Here is a 17,086-nt window from a genome sequence, read left to right on the forward strand (position 1 = left end):
ACAACGCAAGGCGCTAGCGCGCCTTGCTGGCAAACGCCACGGCGTCGTGCGGGTGCAGGCTCTCATGATGGGCCACGCGGACGTGGAAGTCGGCGACATTGCGGTCGGCCTCCAGCGTCTTCTGGATACGACGGGCGGCGTCTTCGCAGAACATCAGGTTCTGGCCATTGGCCAGTGCGAACGCCTGCTCGTCCGCACGCTTGACCGCCGTCTGGACGGGAGTCCCGAGCGCGGCCTCCACGTTGTCGATCAGCGTGATCAGCGGGAAGACGCCGTCGCCGGTGGGACGCACGCGGATCGTAGCCGTGCTGCGCTGGGCATGCGGGGTCGCCACGATGCCCTTCTCCGTGCCCAGCCAGGCGAGGATCGTTTCCCGGTCCAGCGGCTGACCGGCCGCGAACGTGCTGGCGAAATTGTCCTGGATAAGCTGGCGTGACAGCGCGGCGGAGGCGGGACAGGTCGACGAGTAGACCACGTCGGTGACGATCTCGAGGCGGAAGGTCTCTCCCGTGAGCGTCGCATCGATCGTGATCGGATAGGAGCGCCAGCCGCTGTTGTCGCTGCGCAACGCATGGCGACGGACGAGGTGGTCGAAGCCGATCGTGATCCGCGCGTGGTCCGACAGCCCCTCATGCGAACTCAGGAAGTCGTTCAGCAGACGCCTGATGCCGTCGATCGTCAGCGGTCCGGCCGATAGCGCCTCGGAGACCAGCAGGTAGAGGCGTGACATGTGGATGCCGCGCGCCTCCGCTTTGGTGAGATTGACGAAGGCACCGACGCGGGCGCCGGTGGACCGCACGTCGCCGTCGCCGGCATCGAACGCGACCGGCATTTCCATGCCGTCCATACCCACCCAGTCGAGCGTACCGAGGGCGAGCGCGTGTTCCTGAGAGGCGACGTCAGGCAGCAGGCGAGTGGGGGAATCGTGGATGTACATCGGGGAATATCCTAGGGGGCCAGTCGTATCCGGCCTACCGTGCCGAGATGGGGGCCCGACTCACGGGCTCAATGGTGGGTGCCGGGAAACGGTGCGTTCAGCCCAACCGACCTGCGCGACGGGCCGAGCGCCAGGCCCGCAGAGCCGTCGCCGGTCCCGTGCGCGACTGCCGACGGTGCAGTTCGGCGAACGGTTCGGCGGCTTTGGCCGCGCCTCGGGCCGTCGCCAGGGCCGTACGGCCCTCGAGTCCGCGGAAGGTGCTCAGCGGCTGATTCAGCGCCAGCGCGGCCTTCAGACCGGCGGCGAGTTCGGTCAGCTGGGCGCGGATGGCGTCGCGCCGGGCCGGCGTATCGGCTTTCAGCTGACCTCGCGACAGGCTGTGCCGCGCCAGGCGCGACATCGGCAACGGCAGGCGCTCGCGCTCCGCATCGAGTTCCAGGCGCGAGAGCGCGAAGACCAGGTGCGACAGCGTGGCCACCCGTGACGCCGCCTCGGCAGATGCATCAGGGCCGAACCACCACGCGGTTTCGAGCGTCGCCAGCGCGCCATGCAGACCGCTGGCCGCCGTCACCTGGGCGCCGAAGTCCGACGAGGTGCCCTGCTCGAGCTGGGCCATCGCGGCCAGCACGGGAGCAATCCAGACCGACGCAGGTATACGACGCGCGCGCTCGCTCGCAAACAGTTGCTTGGTCAGCGGATGCCGGCCGCCACTGGCGGGCGCGCCGGAGAGTTCTTCGGCCCACCACTGCAGCTTGGCCGCAGCCACCTGCGGCTCGCGGATGCCGTAAGCGGACGCGATCAGTTCCTGTTCGAAGGCGGCAAGCGCCACGTGCTCATCCCGCACGCGCTCGTCGACGAAACCGAGCGCGATGCGCTGCTGCGGCTGCACCGCCAGCCACTTGTCGATATAGCTCTGGGTCGCGCCGTCGCTCACGCCACCGCCTCCCCGACGCCCAGCAGCGCGGCCAGTTCGCCCGGGTGATCGATGACCGCGTCCGCACCCCAGCTGTCGGGATCGCCACCATCGAGGTAGCCCCAGCGCACCGCCACGGTGAACGACCCGGCCGCCCTGCCGGCGAGGATGTCGCGACGATCGTCGCCGACGAACACCGAACGGGCGGGATCGCAGCCGGCGATCGCATACGCGTGCAATACGGGCGCCGGGTCGGGCTTCTTCACCGGCAGCGTATCGCCGGAGACCACCGCGGCGGGCTTCCAGTGCGGTACCGCCTGAGGCAGCAGCGCATCCGTCAGGAACCCGGGCTTGTTGGTCACGACGCCCCAGCGGATACCGGCCGCGTCGATACCGGCGAGCAGCGGTTCGACGCCGTCGAACGGAATCGTGTGGCGGGCCATGTTCGCTTCGTAGATCGCGAGGTAACGCGGCACGAGCCGCATGATCGCGTCGGCGTCGAGCTCCGGAAAAGCCACCGCGATGATCGCGCGCGATCCACGCGACACCACCGGGCGGACGTCGTCGTAAGACGGTGGCGTCACGCCCTGCTCCGCACACAGATCGACGGCGGCGGCGTACAGATCGCGCGCGCTGTCGAGCAAGGTGCCATCCAGATCGAAGAACACACCTTCCGGCTTGAACGGCAGTCCGCTCACGCGACCTTCCTCGCCGCCAGCACGTAGTTCACCGACGTATTGGACGACAGGCTCGCGTTGCGCGTGAGCGGGTTGTAAGCGAGGCCACGCAGGTCTTCGAGCTCGAGGTCGAAGCGGCGCAGCATGCCCGCGACTTCCGACGGCTTGAGGAACTGCGCGTAGTGATGCGTACCGCGCGGCAGCAGACGCATGAGGTATTCCGCGCCGACGATCGCCGCGCCGAATGCGGCCGGCGTGCGATTGAGCGTCGACAGAAAGAGCTGGCCGCCCGGCTTGAGCATGCCGGCGAGGTCCCGGATCAGCACCAGCGGATCGGGCACGTGCTCGATCATCTCCATGCAGCAGACCACGTCGAACGAGGCAGGTTCGGCCGCGGCCAGGGCATCGGACGACTGCACGCGATAATCGACCTGAAGGTTGGACTCGAAGAGGTGCAGCTTCGCAATCTCGATCAGCTTCGCGCCGAGATCGATCGCGGTGACATGGGCTCCCGCGCGCGCCAGCGCTTCGCTGAGCAATCCGCCACCGCAGCCCACGTCGGCGACCTTAGCGCCGCGCAGGTTCGCACGGCCACCGACATACGCGGCACGCACCGGGTTGAGGTCGTGCAGCGGGCGCGATTCACCATCGGGATCCCACCAGCGCGCAGCGAGCTTTTCGAAGCGGGCGATCTCTTCCGGACTGACGTTGGCGGTGGTTTCGGTTTGCATGATTCAAGCCTCCGGAAAACGGCGGAAACGCCATTCGTGGACGGTGAGCGTGGAAGAACCGGTGATGTGCAACGGGTCGGCGTGCGCGATGCGTGTCGCCTCGTCGAGGCTGGCGGCACGCAGCAGGTAGGCTCCGCCGGACCCGTCCGTGAACGGGCCGGTCATGTCGAGTTCGCCGCGCTCGATCAGTCCGGCGAGGAACGTCTGGTGCGCCTGCCCCGCCTCGGCCTGGAAGGTCGGGTTGCGCATCGCCATCACGAGGTAGAGGTGGGTCGCCTCACTCATCGGGCTGATCCCCGGCGGCGATACGCTGGCGCCAGAAACGCGCTTTTTCGCGGATCGCGGCGGTATCGATGCCGACGAGCTCGCCGGCGACGAGCTTGCGCTGGCCGTCGATCCACACGTCGCTCACCTGATGACGGCCGGTGGCGTACACGAGCTGCGAGGCCACGTGGTAGAGCGGCTGCGTCTCGAGGGCATCCAGGCGAACCGCGGTCAGGTCGGCGCGCTTGCCCGGCTCGATGGAGCCGACGCGGTCGCCGAGGCCGATGGCCTTTGCGCCGTTGAGCGTCGCGGCGCGAAGCGCGAAGGCGGCGTCGAACGCCGCGGCGTCCTGCGCGACGGCCTTGGCCAGCATCGCCGCCGTGCGCATCTCGCCGAACATGTCGAGATCGTTGTTGGACGCGCAGCCATCGGTGCCGATGCAGACGTTGACGCCCGCGGTGCGCAGCTTCTCCGCCGGGCAGAAGCCGGATGCCAGCTTGAGGTTGGACTCCGGACAATGCACGACCGACACGCCCGCCGCGGCACACGCCGCGATCTCGCCATCGGTGAGCTGGGTCATGTGCACGGCGACCAGCCGCTCGTTGACGATGCCGAGCTTACGCAGGCGTTCGAACGGACGCATGCCGTCCTTCGCGACGGCCTCCTCCACTTCCTGCGCGGTCTCGTGCGTATGCAGATGCACCGGAATATCGAGTTGGTCGGACAGCACGCGGATGCGCTCGAAATTCTCGTCCGACACCGTATACGGCGCGTGCGGCACGAAGGCCGTGGTCAGCAGCGGCTCGCCTTGCAGGGAATCGTGGACCTCGACCGCGCGACTGAAGTATTCATCGGAGGTCTTCGCCCAGGGCGTCGGGAAATCGATGACCGGCAGGCCGATGACGGCGCGAAAGCCCATCTTGCGATAGGTCGCGGCGATCACGTCGGGGAAGAAATAGTTTTCGTTGGCGCAGGTGGTGCCGCCGCGGATCATCTCGGCCACGGCCAGTTCCACGCCGTCACGGATGAAGTCGTGTCCCATCACGCGCGCTTCGGCCGGCCAGATGTGCTCCTGCAGCCAGGTCATCAGCGGCAGGTCGTCGGCCAGACCGCGCAGCAGAGTCATGGGGTTGTGCGTGTGGGCGTTGATCAGGCCGGGGATCAGCGCGTGTTCTTCGAGGATGACGCGCTCTTCGGGCGCGTACGCCGCGCGGGCCTCGTCGGCAGGTAGGATCGCGACGATCTCGCCGCCGTGCACTGCGACGGCATGGTCGTCGAGGACCACGCCATGCGGCTCGATGGGAACGACCCAGCGGGCTTCGATAAGAAGGTCGATCGGTGTGGGGCTGGAAGTCATTTCTGCCTCAGGGATGCGGGGTACCAGGACTCTTGGAACATATCGGGCGCAAACCCCATAAACAAATCGGCACGGCGCCTGGAAGGCAGCCGTGCCGATTCGACCAACAGACGCCGTGCCTTACTTGACGCGGCTGTCGTACTCGCCGGTGCGGGTATCGACCTTGATGATTTCGTCCTGATTGACGAACAGCGGCACGCGGACCACGGCACCGGTCTCGAGCGTGGCCGGCTTGCCGCCGCCGCCCGAGGTATCGCCACGGACGCCCGGATCGGTCTCGGTGATCTTCAGCTCGACGAACTTCGGCGCCTGCACGGCGATGATATTGCCGTTGAAGAGGGTGATGACGCACTCTTCGTCGCCCTTGAGCCACTTCCACGCGTCGCCCATCGCCGCCAGGCTGGCGCGGTGCTGGTCGTAGGTCTCGCTCTGCATGAAGATCCATTCGCGATCGTTGCCGGTGCCCTCGACGTACGAGAAGCTGGCATCCGTATCGACGGCATCGGCCTCTTCGTACGAGTCGCTCGACTTGAGCGTCTGCTCGGTCGTGCGACCGTCCTTGAGGTTGCGGATACGGATACGGGTAAACGCCTGGCCCTTACCCGGCTTGATGAAGTCCGCTTCGGTGATGATCCAGGGATCGCCGTTGTGGATGATCTTCTTGCCCGTTTTGACGTCGTTGAGGCCCAGCATGCCCATCTGTATCTGCTCCAGAGTTATATCCGCCCCGCTGGGCGGCTAAAATAGGGTCTGTCACGGGCCACAGCGCCCGATCCAAGGTCCACAATGATAACCGCAAGCCCCACTTCCCGCCTATCGTCGCCTTCCCCGGGCTGGCGCGAGCTGTGGCGGGACGCCATCACGGACGCCGGCGAGCTCCTGCGGGCCGTCGGCCTGGACGCACGCACCGACCTCCTGCCCCCCGACGACGCCGGGTTTCCCCTGCGTGTGCCCCGCGGTTTCGCGGCCCGGATGCGTCAGGGGGACGCCAGCGACCCCCTCCTGCTCCAGGTGCTCCCGCGCCGCGCCGAGCACGATATGGCCGAGGGCTTTACCGTGGACGCCGTGGGCGACATGGCCTCGCGGACGGGCCACGGGGTGCTGCACAAGTACGATGGACGGGCCCTGCTGATCGCCAGCGGCAGCTGCGCGGTCAATTGCCGGTACTGCTTTCGCCGGCACTTCCCGTACGGAGAAGAAATCGCCGCCGCCGCCCAGTGGCGGGAGGCGCTCACGCATGTGAAGGCCGACCCGTCGATCCGGGAGCTGATCCTGTCCGGCGGCGATCCCCTGTCACTGGCCACGCACAAGCTCGCCGAACTCACCCGGGGCCTGGCGGAAATGCCTCACGTCATCCGCCTGCGCATCCACACGCGCCTGCCGGTCGTGTTGCCGGAGCGGGTGGACGACGAGTTCACGACCTGGCTGTCCAGCCTGCCGCTACAGAAGGTCGTGGTCCTGCACGCCAACCACGCCAACGAGTTCGACGCCTCGGTCGATGCCGCCTGCGCGCGCCTTCGCGATGCTGGCACCACCCTGCTCAACCAGTCGGTCCTGCTTCGCGGCATCAATGACGATGCGGATATTCTCACTGACCTGTGTGAGCGGTCCTTCGCCGCCGGGGTGCTGCCCTATTACCTGCACCAGCTGGACAAGGTGGCGGGGGCCGCCCATTTCGAGGTCGACGATGAGACGGCTCTGCGCCTCGTCGACGCCCTGCGTGCAAGGCTCCCCGGGTACCTCGTCCCAAAACTCGTGCGTGAATTGCAGGGCGACCCTTCGAAGCGCCCCATTGCCGATTTCGCGCGCTAGTATGTCCCCTACCCGGTACGAGAGTGACCGGGCCGCGACAAGGGGGGAGCGGGCCGGTTCACGGGTTCGTCGGGTGGAACAGCGGTAAGCGGAACGGCATGAAACACGACAACGTCATCAGGATCCTCTTCATCGAAGACTCGGTGGAAGACGCCGAGCTTTTGATCAACGTACTGCGCAATGGCGGCATCGCCGTGCGCCCCGCCCGGGCGGTCGACGCGGCGGGCATCCAGGCCTCGCTCGACGAGCTCGTGCCCGACCTGGTGCTTCTGAATCCGAACGTGCCCGGCATCGATGCCGGTGCCGTCATGCGCCAGCTCGATGCCAGCGGCCGCGACCTCGCGCTCATCGCCATCGTCGATGGCCTGCAGGACGATGCGGTCGCCGATCTCTTCGCCAACGGCTGCCGCGGCGTGGCGTTGCGCAAGCGCCCGGACCAGATCCTTGCGATCGTCCTGCGCGAGTTCGAGTCGCTCTCGACGCGGCGCCAGGTGCGTCGCCTCGAGACGTCGCTGCGCGAGACCGAGCGACGCTGCGACTCCCTGCTCGATTCGTCGCGCGATGCCATCGCCTACGTGCACGAAGGCATGCACGTGCGTGTGAATCAGGCCTACCTCGATGCCTTCGGCTTTGCCGACTTCGACGATATCCTGGGCCTGCCCATCCTCGACCTGATCGCCGGTACGCACGCGGACGACTTCAAGACGACGCTGCGCGGCCTTTCCAGGGGCGACAAGTCGCCCCCGCCGATCGAACTGCTGGCGCGCCGCGATGACGGCAGCACCTTCACCGCGATGGTGGAATTCGCCCACGCCACCTTCGAAAGCGAAGCCTGCCTGCAGATCGTCTTCCGTCAGCAGATCGTCGACGCCGCACTGGTCGCCCAGCTGCAACGCGACCCGGTCACCGGCCTGTTCAATCGCGCGCGCACCCTGGAGCACGTGGATGAAGCCGTGGCTGCCGCGGCCGCCGGCCGCGAGGGCCAGGCCGTCCTGCTCATCGAGCCGGACAACTGGAAGGACATCGTCACCAGCGCCGGCATCGGCAACGCGGATTCCCTGCTGGCGGCCATCGCCACGCGCATCGCGGAATCCATCGACGACGAGGATGTCGCCGGCGTCCTTGGCGACCATACGCTCGGCCTGATCCTCGGGCCGCGCGGCGATCTGGAACACGCGGCTCTCACCGAGCGCCTGCGCACCGCGATCTCCGAGCACATCTTCGATGCGGGCTCCCGCTCGCTGACCGTCACGATCACCATCGGCGGCACCCTGCTGGCCGAGAAGAACGCCAACAGCGACACCGTGCTCGACCAGGCCAGCGCAGCGCTTCGCAACGCCCAGAACCAGGGCGGCAACCGGGTCGAACTGCACGACCCGAGCGCACGCGAGAAGGCCGACGCCGAGCGCGAGCAGTACTGGCTGGACCTCGTCCGCGACGCGCTGGCGAAAGACGGCCTGCGCCTCTATCACCAGCAGATCATCAGCCTGCAGGATGCCGCCGGCGAGTTCTACGAGATCCTGGTCCGCATGCGCGGGCCCAAGGGCGATGTCCTGCCGTCGTATTTCTTCCCGGTGGCGGAGCGTAACGGCCTGCTGCCCGCGATCGACCGCTGGGTTCTGGGGCACGCGATCGACGCGCTGGTGCATCGCGAAAACGACGGTCTGACGACCACGTATTTCGTGAAGATGACCCAGCAGTCGCTGGAAGACCGCGATCTGCTGCCCTGGCTCTGTCGGCGTCTGGATACGGCCAGGCTACGTCGCAGCACGCTGGTCATCGAGATGCCGGAATCCAAGGTGCTCACCAGCCTGCGCCCGACCCAGGAATTCGTCTCGACGTGGCGCAAGGCGGGCGGCAAGTTCGGCATCGAACAGTTCGGCTCCGGCCTCAACTCATTCCAGATGCTCAATCACATCGAAGCCGACTTCCTCAAGATCGACCGCAGCTTCATGACGGATCTCCCGCAGCATCCGGAAAATCAGAAGAAGATCGCGGAGATCTGCAAGGAAGGCCACACTTCGGGCAAGCAGACCATCGCCGAATGGGTCGAGGACGCGGTGAGCACCTCACTGCTGTTCGCCTGCGGCGTGGACTTCGTGCAGGGCAACTTCCTGCAGGAGCCCGCCAAGGTGCTGGCCGAGGAATACATGCCGGTCTGACAACGAAAAAGCCCGCGATCGCTCGCGGGCTTTTTCGTGTGCCTTGCGGCAGCCGATTACTCGGCGGCGGCAGCGGCGGCAGCGGCCTTCTTGGCGACCTTCGCAGCGGCGGCGGCGGCGATGTCTTCCTTGATGCGGGCAGCCTTACCTTCGAGACCACGCAGGTAGTACAGCTTGGCGCCGCGGACCTTACCCTTGCGCTTCACTTCGACCGAGTCGATGGCGCGGCTGTGCGACTGGAACACGCGCTCCACGCCGGTGCCGTGCGAGATCTTGCGCACGGTGAAGGCGGAGTGCAGGCCGCGGCTGCGCTTGGCGATGACGATACCTTCGAACGCCTGTACGCGCTCGCGGTTACCTTCCTTCACCTTGACGTTGACGATCACGGTGTCGCCAGGACCGAAATCCGGCAGCTGGCGGGTGATCTGCTCGGCTTCGAACTGTTGGAGGAGTTTGTTCATGGCACACCTGTCAATTTTTGTTACGGCGGTCGTTTCCGGCCGCACCGTTTGGCCGTTCGTATTCACGGCGGAATTCATCAAGCAATGCCCTCGATTCATCATCGAGCGCACGCTGCGTTAGCAGATCCGGCCGGCGCAGCCAGGTACGACCCAGCGACTGTTTTCGACGCCAGCGGCGAATAGCCGCGTGATCGCCGGAAAGCAGCACCTCCGGCACGCCGCCCCAGGCATCGTGATGCTCGGGACGGGTGTAATGCGGGCAATCCAGCAGACCATCCGAGAAGGAGTCCTGCTGGGCGGATTGCGCGTCGTTCAACGCACCTTCCTGAAGACGACCCACCGCGTCGATAACCACCGCTGCGGCAAGCTCCCCGCCAGACAGCACATAATCGCCGATTGAAAGCTCTTCGTCGACCTCGTGCTCCAGCAGGCGCTCGTCCACGCCCTCGTAACGTCCGCAGATCAGGGCGATTCGCGGCATGTTTGCCAGCGCCTCGGTCCTCTTCTGCGTCAGCCGCGCACCTTGCGGGCTGAGATAAATCACGTGCACCGGTTCCGGTGCCGCCTCACGAACCGCTGCGAGCGCCGCTCGCAAAGGATCGATCAGCATCACCATGCCCGGCCCACCGCCAAAAGGGCGGCCGTCCACGGTGCGATGCCTGTCGGGAGCGAAATCGCGGGGGTTCCAGGTTTCCACCTGTAACAACTCGCGTTGCTGCGCCCTTCCGACCACCCCGACCGCGGCCGACTGGCGGACGAAATCGGGAAACAACGAAACCACATCGATACGCATGACCTGGATTCGTCGCCTTAGAACTCGGGGTCCCAGTCCACCACGATGCGGGCGCTGTCGAAGTCGATAGCGTGCACGTAGGGGCCCTGGACGAACGGAATCAGGCGTTCCTTGTCACCATCCTTCACCACCATGACGTCGTTGGCGCCGGTGGCGAACAGATGATTCACCCGACCGAGAACGACGTTTTCCGTGGTAACGACCTCGAGGCCTTCGAGGTCGGTCCAGTAGAACTCGCCCGGAGCGGGAGGCGGCAGCACATCGCGCGAGACCGTGATCTCACAACCGATGAGGGCTGTCGCCTGATCGCGATCCTCGACGCCCGGAAGGCTGGCCACGAGACCTTTGCCCTGCGCGCGTCCACGGACTCCGCCGATTTCCTTTTCCACACCCGGCGCGGTGAGCAGCCATGGCTGGTAGCGGAAGATCTGGATGCGGGGCTCGGTCCAGCTTTCGAGCTTGACCTGGCCCTGCACACCGTAGAGCCCGACAATGCGCCCCAGACGGACGCGCTTACCGGACTCCGTCGACATCAAGCAGCCAGCTTGCCGGCTTCCTTCACGAGGGCACGGACCTTGTCGGTCAGCTGCGCACCCTTGCCGACCCAGGCCTGGACCTTGGCGACGTCGAGCTCGAGACGCTTATCAGCGCCCGAGGCGACCGGGTTGTAGTAGCCGACACGCTCGATGTTACGACCGTCGCGCGGGCTGCGCTGGTCGGTCACAACGATGTGATAAAACGGACGGCCCTTGGCGCCACCGCGCGAAAGACGAATCTTAACCATATTACGAGCTCCAGAATGCCGTGTGCCGGCAAGGCGCGCGCGAGAAGCGGGCGCGGTAAACCCGGCATTTTAGCGAAAGTTGTAGAAAATGGAAGGGGCTTAGCGCATCGGCGGCAAACCGCCGCCCATACCGCCCATACCCTTCATCGCCCCACGCATCTGACGGAGGAGACCCTTGCTGCCGCCCTTGGACAGCTTGGACATCATCTTTTCCATCTGCATGTACTGCTTCAGCAGGCGGTTGACGTCCGCCGGCTGCGTGCCCGAACCACGCGCCACACGGGCTTTGCGCGATCCGTTCAGGAGATCGGGGTGCCGACGCTCCTTCTTCGTCATCGAGCCGATGATAGCGACCATGCGCTTCAGCTCGTTGTCGTTGACCTTGGACTTGACGCTGTCCGGGATGTTGCCCATGCCGGGCAGTTTGTCCATGAGACCGGCCAGGCCGCCCATGTTCGACATCTGCTCGAGCTGGTCGCGCATGTCGTTCAGATCGAAACGCTTGCCCTTGATGACCTTCTCGGCCAGCTTCTGGGCTTTTTCCTGGTCGACCTTGCGCTCGACTTCCTCGACCAGCGACAGGACGTCGCCCATGCCGAGGATACGCTGCGCGAGGCGATCGGGATGGAACGGCTCGAGGGCGTCGGACTTCTCGCCCGCACCGAGGAACTTGATCGGGCGACCCGTGATGTAGCGCACCGACAGGGCGGCGCCGCCACGGGCGTCACCGTCCGTTTTGGTCAGGATCACACCGGTCAGCGGCAAGGCGTCCGAGAACGCCTTGGCCACATTGGCCGCATCCTGACCGGTCATCGAGTCGACCACGAACAGGGTCTCGATGGGGTTCAGGGCACCGTGCAGCGCCGTGATCTCGTCCATCATCGCGTCGTCGATATGCAGACGGCCCGCGGTATCGACCAGCAGCACGTCCATCACTTCGCGACGGGCGGCGGCAACCGCGGCCTTCGCGATATCGACCGGATTCTGGCCGGCTTCCGACGGGAAGAAGGTGACGTCGACCTGCTCGGCCAGCGTGCGCAGCTGCTCGATGGCGGCGGGACGATACACGTCGCAGCTGACCACCATGACGCGCTTCTTCTTCCGCTCCCTGAGGAAACGGGCCAGCTTGCCGACCGTGGTGGTCTTACCCGCACCCTGCAGACCGGCCATCAGAACGATGGCGGGAGGCGTGGCGGCGAGATTCAGCTCGGTGTTGGCCTGACCCATGACCGCGGTCAGTTCGTCGCTGACGACCTTGATCAGCGCCTGGCCCGGCGACAGGCTCTTCAGAACGTCCTGCCCGACGGCGCGGACCTTTACCCGCTCGATCAGCGCCTTCACCACCGGCAGGGCCACGTCGGCCTCGAGCAGGGCGATGCGGACTTCGCGCAGGGTTTCGCGAATGTTTTCCTCGGTCAGCCGGCCGCGACCACGCAGGCGGTTGACGGTATCGGAGAGGCGATTACTGAGCGATTCGAACATGGCGAGTCGGGTCGGCGATTCTGTAAACGACGAATTATAGCTGACGCGGGACGCGCAAAGGGCTTGGACGAGCAAATGCCACTGTGTCGCATTCACGACCCCGGGCGGCTATGCCACACTCCGCAGTCATGATCGTCACCGCCCTTACGCTGGCCGCCATCGCCCTCTACCTGTCCGCCGCCGGTGTCCTCGCGCGGCCACTGGTCACGGGCGGGCAGCCGCTCGCCCGTGCGGGCGCCCTGCTGGCGACCGTCGCCGCCCTCGCCCACGGCGCCGTCCTGCTCAGTGCCCACCGCGGCACGCTGGATCTGCATTTCTTCGCCGCCCTGTCGCTGGTCGCCTGGATCGCCTCGGCACTGACGCTGGCGGTCAACCTGTCCCGGCCGGTCGCGGGGCTGGGCATCCTGATCTTCCCGCTCTCCGCGATCTTCCTGGCGGTCGATACGTTTCTGGCGCCTCACACCGCGCCCGGCATCATGACCTGGCAGATCGAGCTGCACGTCACCATCGCCGTGCTGGCCTTCGGCATCCTGTCGATCGCCGCCGCCCTGGCCATCCTGCTGGCGATTCAGGAGCGCGCACTGCGCCGGAGCAAGTTCGGCCACTGGCTGCGCGCCCTGCCCCCGCTCACGCTGACCGAAGTACTGCTGTTCCGTCTGATCGCGGTCGGCTTCGTGCTGCTCACGCTGACCCTGGTGACCGGCGCCCTGTTCGTCGGCGACCTGTTCGGGCAGCACCTCGTCCATAAGACGGTGCTCTCGATCATCGCCTGGATCGTCTTCGGGGTCCTGCTCTGGGGACGGTGGCGCTACGGCTGGCGCGGCATTCGTGCCGTGTACTGGACGCTGGCCGGCATGGCGTTCCTGCTGCTGGCGTTCTTCGGCACCAAGGCGGTGCTGGAGCTCATCCTGCACCGCACGGCATAAGCGCGCGCGTCCTTGCGCCCTCGCGGCTTACGCGTCCCGGCTCGCGTCCAGCGCCTGTGACAACCGCTCAACCCCGATGACTTCCATGTCGCCCACGCGACCGCGCCTGGGCGCGTTGGCGGCCGGCACGATGGCACGACGAAAACCGTGCGTCGCCGCTTCCTTCAGCCGCTCCTCGCCATTGGGCACCGGGCGGATCTCACCGGACAGACCGACTTCACCAAAGGCGATGGTCTTTTCGGGCAGGGGACGATCGCGCAGGCTGGACAGCACCGCCATGATCACCGGAACATCGGATGCCGTCTCCTGAACACGAATACCGCCAACCACGTTGACGAAGACGTCCTGGTCATATGCCGCCACACCGCCGTGGCGATGAAGGACGGCGAGCAACATGGCCAGACGGTTCTGCTCCAGCCCCAGCACCACGCGCCGGGGGTTACCCAGCGACGACTGATCGACCAGCGCCTGGACCTCGACCAGCAACGGCCGTGTGCCTTCGCGGGTCACCATGACCGCACTGCCGGGCGTGGGGCCCGCATGGGAGGAAAGAAAAATGGCCGAGGGGTTCGGGACTTCGCGCAGACCTTTCTCGGACATGGCGAACACGCCCAGCTCGTTGACGGCGCCGAAGCGGTTCTTGAACGCGCGCAGCACGCGGAAACGGCTGCCCGACTCGCCTTCGAAATACAGGACGGCGTCGACCATATGCTCAAGCACGCGCGGTCCGGCGATGCCGCCCTCTTTCGTCACATGGCCGACCAGAAAGACCGAGGTGCCGGTTTCCTTGGCGAACCGCGTGAGCTTAGCGGCGGACTCGCGCACCTGGCTGACGGACCCCGGTGCGGCGGTGAGCATCTCGGTCCAGATCGTCTGGATCGAGTCGATCACCAGGACGCGCGGCCGCGCAGTCACCGCCTGCTCGAGAATCCGCTCGATGCAGGTTTCCGCCAGCGCATGCAAAGGCGCCAGCGGTAAATCGAGGCGCTGCGCGCGGCTCGCCACCTGACTCAGCGATTCTTCGCCCGTGACATACAGGCTTGGCAACACGGCACCCAGCGTGCCGAGCATCTGCAGCAGCAGGGTCGACTTGCCGATCCCCGGATCGCCGCCGATAAGCACCACCGAGCCATCGACCAGACCGCCGCCGAGCACGCGATCGAGCTCGCCTATGCCGGTATTCGTGCGGGCTTCGGCCGTCAGCAGGACCTCGGTGAGTGGCGTGATCCTCGGCGCGCCCGCGGCATCCCCCGCATAACCGCCGCGCCGGGCACCCGGCGATGACACCGCCGCGGGCTTGGCGGGCTGCACGACGAATTCGGTGAGGACGTTCCATTCGTTGCATTCAGCGCACTGGCCCTGCCATTTGCTGTGCTCGGCACCGCACTGGGTGCACACGTAAGCGGTCTTGGCCTTGGCCATCGTCGGGGAATTCCGTGAAGTGGATGAGGCTGTATCGCACAGCGCTGTCGCAGGGACCGATACGCGGGTGACGCTCGCTCAGGTTTCGTCTTCGACGAACAGTACCCGACGGGTCATGCCACAGGTCAGGTCATACGAGATCGTACCCGCCGACGCCGCCACCGTCTCGACCGGAAGCTCGTCACCCCACAACGTCACGCGGTCGCCGGTACGCGCTTCGGGTATGCCGCGCAGGTCGATCGTGATGAGATCCATGGAGACCCGGCCGATCAGCGGCGCCAGGCGGCCATGGATCGACACCGGCGTGCCGGGGGCGGCACTGCGTGGATAACCATCCCCGTAGCCGATGGCGGCCACGCCGACCGGCATGTCTTCAGGGCACTCGTAGGTGCCGTTGTAGCCGACACGCTCCCCCTTTGCGAGGCGATTGATCGCTACGAGACGGGTGGCGAGGGTCATGACGGGACGGAAGCCGAAATCGCTACCGGATTTGCCCTCGACCACGGAAAGTCCGTAGAGCAGGCCGCCTGTGCGAACCCAGTCGGCGCGCGCATCCGGCCAGCCGAGCACCGCGGCGGAGTTGGACAGCGCTCGCGGGCCGTCGAGTCCTTCGGTCGCCGCGCGGAACCGGGCGATCTGCAAGGCGGTCTCGCGCCCCTCGAATTCCTCCGACGACGCGAAATGCGTCATCAGTCCCAGCTCAGGGTCGATGGCTGGCATGGCCGACAAAGCCGCATGCACCTCACGTGCACGCACCGGATCGAAACCGAGCCGGTGCATGCCCGTGTCGACCTTGATCCAGACCCGCAGCGGACCTCGCGAAGGATCGGCCTTCGCCAGCCAGGGCAGCTGGGCATCGTGATGGATCAGCGCGTCCAGCCGGAGGCGCTGCATTTCCGCGATATCGGACGAGGTGTCGGGGCCGGAGAGAACGACGATGCGCTGCCGGTGACCGGCCGCGCGAAGCCGCAGACCATCCGCAATGGCCGCGACCGCAAAGGCCTCGGCTTCGCCGTCCAGTGCGCGGGCCACGCGCTCGAGGCCATGCCCGTACGCGTCGGCCTTCACCACCGCCATGACTTTCGCGGTACCCGCCAGCGACCTCACGCGAGCGAGGTTATGGCGCAAGGCACCGAGATGGATAGTGGCGACGGTGGTACGGCTCATGGGCTTGAATGCGGCAACGCTGACGAAGAAGACTGCCCAGTCTAGCCGGATCGACCGGGCAGCCGTGTGGCGCGAGGGTGGCGGTTACCGGCCGGTCAGCGCGCCAGGTCGAAGTTTTCCGACGAGATCCAGCCACGGTTGCCGTGCTCGTCCTCGACCTCCCAGATGACTCCGACCTTGTCGCCCGTCGGATAGACCGTCATGCCGGGCTCGAGCGAGCGCACGGCCTTGCCCTTCATGCTGGAGGTGGCGAACATGCGCGTCGCCACGCGAACCGTGCCGGACTGCCGCGCATTCGCTGCGGACGCGTTGCCCGGCATGCCGCCCATTTCGTTGACCAGCTTGGTGTAGGCATCGAGATAGGCCATGGTGATGACCTGGCCGATCGTGGTGTTGGCGTAGCCACCGATGCCGGCGCCGCCCATACCCTGACTGCCGAAGAACGAGCCGCGGGCCCCGAGGCCGATGTCATTCTTCTCGCCATGGCCTTCCGCCATCGCGACCTGCTCGGACGAGCGCACATCGGTGACGGTGAGCACCACGTCCGACGTCTTGGAACTGATGTTGATGGAACCGACGAGGCGCCCGGCACCACCTCCGATAAGACCACCTGCCAGCGCGCCGAGCGCGCTGCCGCCGGCATTGCCGTTGGCCGAGACCAGATCGGGGACCATGACATAGTCCGCCGCCTTGACCTGCCCCTTGCCGACGTTGGCGCCACCACGGAGTTCACCTCCGGCCGCAAGCGCACGCTCGCGCATCGCCGCGCTCATGCCCGTGCCGCGATCCACCAGTGTGAAGCAGCCGGACTTGTTGACGAACACCTTGATGAGTTTGGTCGGCGACGGCAGCTGCTGCTGCGTCCACCAGTGCACGTCGCCCTCGGGCTCGAGCACCGAGATGCTTCCGAGCTTGCGTGCGCATTTGGGAATGGCGGCGACCTTTGCTTCGTGCTCCTTCTGCGTTTTGGCGACGAGCGGGTTGGTGGCGGCGCACGCGGAAAGCGTAAGGGTGAGGCCAAGCGCAAGCGACGCCACACCGGCGTGCCTGAAGGTAATTTCCATGATGGATTCTGTCCTGATGCGTCCGGCCCTGAACGACCTTGACCCTGCCCGGACGCACGCGGGAAAAGGCCGTCGAATGAGCGGACGATGCTAGCGATCAGGCAGGCGTGCGTCTGTTGGGCGTTGTCCTAAAA

The 17,086-nt window shown here is 66.3% G+C and carries 18 protein-coding genes; 3 read left to right on the forward strand and 15 right to left on the reverse strand.

Features of this window, described 5'->3' with window-relative positions; all coding sequences use genetic code 11:
* Positions 1 to 13 precede the first annotated feature (13 nt).
* From folE2 to efp, 7 genes are all read right to left on the reverse strand, one after another.
* On the reverse strand, positions 14 to 937 hold the full coding sequence (folE2, locus tag FA87_RS12625; protein ID WP_043694959.1) for a GTP cyclohydrolase FolE2: 924 nt from the start codon (positions 935 to 937) through the stop codon (positions 14 to 16).
* A gap of 97 nt (positions 938 to 1,034) precedes the next feature.
* A complete protein-coding gene (locus FA87_RS12630) occupies positions 1,035 to 1,871 on the reverse strand; it encodes a squalene/phytoene synthase family protein (protein ID WP_043694962.1) in 837 nt (278 codons plus the stop codon).
* Entirely contained in the window at positions 1,868 to 2,548 is a 681-nt protein-coding gene (locus FA87_RS12635; RefSeq protein WP_043694965.1) for an HAD hydrolase-like protein, read from the reverse strand. The genes FA87_RS12630 and FA87_RS12635 overlap by 4 nt, the downstream gene beginning before the upstream one ends.
* On the reverse strand, positions 2,545 to 3,258 hold the full coding sequence (gene ubiG, locus FA87_RS12640; RefSeq protein WP_036111733.1) for a bifunctional 2-polyprenyl-6-hydroxyphenol methylase/3-demethylubiquinol 3-O-methyltransferase UbiG: 714 nt from the start codon (positions 3,256 to 3,258) through the stop codon (positions 2,545 to 2,547). Before ubiG ends, FA87_RS12635 begins: the two co-directional genes overlap by 4 nt.
* A gap of 3 nt (positions 3,259 to 3,261) precedes the next feature.
* On the reverse strand, positions 3,262 to 3,543 hold the full coding sequence (locus FA87_RS12645; RefSeq protein WP_036111730.1) for a YciI family protein: 282 nt from the start codon (positions 3,541 to 3,543) through the stop codon (positions 3,262 to 3,264).
* On the reverse strand, positions 3,536 to 4,879 hold the full coding sequence (locus FA87_RS12650) for a TRZ/ATZ family hydrolase (RefSeq protein ID WP_036111728.1): 1,344 nt from the start codon (positions 4,877 to 4,879) through the stop codon (positions 3,536 to 3,538). The genes FA87_RS12645 and FA87_RS12650 overlap by 8 nt, the downstream gene beginning before the upstream one ends.
* A gap of 120 nt (positions 4,880 to 4,999) precedes the next feature.
* Positions 5,000 to 5,578: an elongation factor P gene (efp, locus tag FA87_RS12655; protein ID WP_036111726.1), complete on the reverse strand. Its 579-nt coding sequence runs from the start codon at positions 5,576 to 5,578 to the stop codon at positions 5,000 to 5,002.
* Between the two features lie 87 nt (positions 5,579 to 5,665).
* Here efp and epmB point away from each other — a divergent pair, with 87 nt between their 5' ends.
* Both epmB and FA87_RS12665 read left to right on the forward strand, forming a co-directional pair.
* A complete protein-coding gene (gene epmB, locus FA87_RS12660) occupies positions 5,666 to 6,691 on the forward strand; it encodes an EF-P beta-lysylation protein EpmB (protein WP_043694968.1) in 1,026 nt (341 codons plus the stop codon).
* Between the two features lie 98 nt (positions 6,692 to 6,789).
* Positions 6,790 to 8,853: an EAL domain-containing protein gene (locus tag FA87_RS12665; RefSeq protein ID WP_043694971.1), complete on the forward strand. Its 2,064-nt coding sequence runs from the start codon at positions 6,790 to 6,792 to the stop codon at positions 8,851 to 8,853.
* A gap of 56 nt (positions 8,854 to 8,909) precedes the next feature.
* Here the strand turns inward: FA87_RS12665 and rplS are convergent, their stop codons facing one another.
* The 5 genes from rplS to ffh form a co-directional block, all read right to left on the reverse strand.
* Positions 8,910 to 9,314 carry a 50S ribosomal protein L19 gene (rplS, locus tag FA87_RS12670; protein ID WP_036111719.1) on the reverse strand — a complete coding sequence of 135 codons (405 nt, stop codon included), beginning with the start codon at positions 9,312 to 9,314 and terminating at the stop codon, positions 8,910 to 8,912.
* Positions 9,315 to 9,324: 10 nt separating this feature from the next.
* Positions 9,325 to 10,107 (reverse strand): tRNA (guanosine(37)-N1)-methyltransferase TrmD, encoded by a 783-nt coding sequence (gene trmD / locus FA87_RS12675; RefSeq protein WP_036111718.1) that lies wholly within the window; start codon positions 10,105 to 10,107, stop codon positions 9,325 to 9,327.
* Between the two features lie 17 nt (positions 10,108 to 10,124).
* Positions 10,125 to 10,640 carry a ribosome maturation factor RimM gene (rimM, locus tag FA87_RS12680; RefSeq protein ID WP_036111715.1) on the reverse strand — a complete coding sequence of 172 codons (516 nt, stop codon included), beginning with the start codon at positions 10,638 to 10,640 and terminating at the stop codon, positions 10,125 to 10,127.
* Positions 10,640 to 10,891, reverse strand: coding sequence for a 30S ribosomal protein S16 (rpsP, locus tag FA87_RS12685; RefSeq protein ID WP_036111712.1), 252 nt, complete (start codon positions 10,889 to 10,891; stop codon positions 10,640 to 10,642). The genes rimM and rpsP overlap by 1 nt, the downstream gene beginning before the upstream one ends.
* 99 nt (positions 10,892 to 10,990) lie before the next feature.
* A complete protein-coding gene (ffh, locus tag FA87_RS12690) occupies positions 10,991 to 12,373 on the reverse strand; it encodes a signal recognition particle protein (protein ID WP_043694974.1) in 1,383 nt (460 codons plus the stop codon).
* 128 nt (positions 12,374 to 12,501) lie between these two features.
* On the opposite strand from ffh, the gene ccsA reads away from it, so the two are divergent.
* Positions 12,502 to 13,299, forward strand: coding sequence for a cytochrome c biogenesis protein CcsA (gene ccsA / locus FA87_RS12695; RefSeq protein ID WP_036111707.1), 798 nt, complete (start codon positions 12,502 to 12,504; stop codon positions 13,297 to 13,299).
* Between the two features lie 27 nt (positions 13,300 to 13,326).
* Here the strand turns inward: ccsA and radA are convergent, their stop codons facing one another.
* The 3 genes from radA to FA87_RS12710 all read right to left on the reverse strand — a co-directional run bounded on the left by radA (position 13,327) and on the right by FA87_RS12710 (position 16,952).
* Complete coding sequence (gene radA, locus FA87_RS12700) at positions 13,327 to 14,721, reverse strand: DNA repair protein RadA (RefSeq protein ID WP_043694976.1); 1,395 nt, start codon at positions 14,719 to 14,721, stop codon at positions 13,327 to 13,329.
* Positions 14,722 to 14,799: 78 nt separating this feature from the next.
* A complete protein-coding gene (gene alr, locus FA87_RS12705) occupies positions 14,800 to 15,888 on the reverse strand; it encodes an alanine racemase (RefSeq protein ID WP_043694979.1) in 1,089 nt (362 codons plus the stop codon).
* A 95-nt stretch (positions 15,889 to 15,983) separates the two neighbouring features.
* A complete protein-coding gene (locus tag FA87_RS12710; protein ID WP_043694981.1) occupies positions 15,984 to 16,952 on the reverse strand; it encodes a CsgG/HfaB family protein in 969 nt (322 codons plus the stop codon).
* Between the last annotated feature and the right edge of the window lie 134 nt (positions 16,953 to 17,086).

The sequence above is a fragment of the Luteibacter sp. 9133 genome, from assembly GCF_000800155.1.
Classification (GTDB): domain Bacteria; phylum Pseudomonadota; class Gammaproteobacteria; order Xanthomonadales; family Rhodanobacteraceae; genus Luteibacter; species Luteibacter mycovicinus.

Coding starts and splice junctions, on each gene's coding strand:
- folE2 (WP_043694959.1), bottom strand. CDS start 937: ATGTACATCCACGATTCCCCCACTCGCCTGCTGCCTGACGTCGCCTCT.
- ubiG (WP_036111733.1), bottom strand. CDS start 3,258: ATGCAAACCGAAACCACCGCCAACGTCAGTCCGGAAGAGATCGCCCGC.
- FA87_RS12645 (WP_036111730.1), bottom strand. CDS start 3,543: ATGAGTGAGGCGACCCACCTCTACCTCGTGATGGCGATGCGCAACCCG.
- FA87_RS12650 (WP_036111728.1), bottom strand. CDS start 4,879: ATGACTTCCAGCCCCACACCGATCGACCTTCTTATCGAAGCCCGCTGG.
- efp (WP_036111726.1), bottom strand. CDS start 5,578: ATGGGCATGCTGGGCCTCAACGACGTCAAAACGGGCAAGAAGATCATC.
- epmB (WP_043694968.1), top strand. CDS start 5,666: ATGATAACCGCAAGCCCCACTTCCCGCCTATCGTCGCCTTCCCCGGGC.
- FA87_RS12665 (WP_043694971.1), top strand. CDS start 6,790: ATGAAACACGACAACGTCATCAGGATCCTCTTCATCGAAGACTCGGTG.
- rplS (WP_036111719.1), bottom strand. CDS start 9,314: ATGAACAAACTCCTCCAACAGTTCGAAGCCGAGCAGATCACCCGCCAG.
- trmD (WP_036111718.1), bottom strand. CDS start 10,107: ATGCGTATCGATGTGGTTTCGTTGTTTCCCGATTTCGTCCGCCAGTCG.
- rimM (WP_036111715.1), bottom strand. CDS start 10,640: ATGTCGACGGAGTCCGGTAAGCGCGTCCGTCTGGGGCGCATTGTCGGG.
- rpsP (WP_036111712.1), bottom strand. CDS start 10,891: ATGGTTAAGATTCGTCTTTCGCGCGGTGGCGCCAAGGGCCGTCCGTTT.
- ffh (WP_043694974.1), bottom strand. CDS start 12,373: ATGTTCGAATCGCTCAGTAATCGCCTCTCCGATACCGTCAACCGCCTG.
- ccsA (WP_036111707.1), top strand. CDS start 12,502: ATGATCGTCACCGCCCTTACGCTGGCCGCCATCGCCCTCTACCTGTCC.
- radA (WP_043694976.1), bottom strand. CDS start 14,721: ATGGCCAAGGCCAAGACCGCTTACGTGTGCACCCAGTGCGGTGCCGAG.
- alr (WP_043694979.1), bottom strand. CDS start 15,888: ATGAGCCGTACCACCGTCGCCACTATCCATCTCGGTGCCTTGCGCCAT.
- FA87_RS12710 (WP_043694981.1), bottom strand. CDS start 16,952: ATGGAAATTACCTTCAGGCACGCCGGTGTGGCGTCGCTTGCGCTTGGC.